Genomic DNA, 777 nt, shown 5'->3' with positions numbered 1-777 from the left:
CCGGTGTTTTTTTAGCATTCCCTGCCATAACAGAACTCCTTATTCAGGCAGACGATTAAGCGGCTCGTGCCCATTCAGGCAACTCGATGGTGCAGAATTCGTCGGGATAGCCCGGCCAGATTCCAGAGTTCTGGCATTCAGCAAATTGATTCAGCATCAGGCGCATTTCAGAGCGACCCAGCTGCAGCATTTCATCGCTGGCCATATAGAGGCCTATGGCGTAGGGCTGCTCTTTTTCGATAGCCAGCCATGCAAAGCCGTTAGCAGGCAGCCCCAGCGCCCGACACCCGTCCAGATACCAAGACGCTTTCTGGTGGTAGTGGTAATTGAGGATGTCTTTTTGGAACTTGCTATAACGGGCATCAAGGCAGGATTTCAGGTCAAAGATGATCCCGAGGTCTTCCCGGTAATAGTCCATTCGGCCACGGCACAACAACCCGGTTTCAGCGTCCTCCCAGTAGATAGACCGTTCAGCGACGCCCTTAGAAAACGCCTTGGAGGCTTTGTCGTGGTTTTGCACCGAAGCCATCACCCCACGGCACAGATCCATGTCGTTTTCCGACAGCACCGTGGCGGCTGCTTCCACTTCGGCCACTACCTCATCCCAAAAGCGGGTATCCGGAGCCACCTCTAAGATCGCTTGTTTCAGATCATCCTTTTTCAGCTTGGAGTAACCCGTAATACCGAGGGCTTTGCAGTGCTCCTTGAGCTTGACATCCGCCACCGGGATGACCCCGGCGTATTGTGGGTCTAGGGGATTGGGCGCCTCTATATAGG

The 777-nt window shown here is 54.1% G+C and carries 1 protein-coding gene; it reads right to left on the bottom strand.

The window, feature by feature from the left end:
• Window positions 1-55 precede the first annotated feature (55 nt).
• The coding region (locus tag AK963_RS29970; RefSeq protein WP_175404759.1) for a PD-(D/E)XK nuclease-like domain-containing protein at window positions 56-777 on the bottom strand (722 nt) is incomplete at its 5' end.

Source organism: Endozoicomonas atrinae, assembly GCF_001647025.1.
In the GTDB taxonomy this organism is placed as follows: domain Bacteria; phylum Pseudomonadota; class Gammaproteobacteria; order Pseudomonadales; family Endozoicomonadaceae; genus Endozoicomonas; species Endozoicomonas atrinae.
This window is presented reverse-complemented; position numbering and strand designations above follow the sequence as displayed.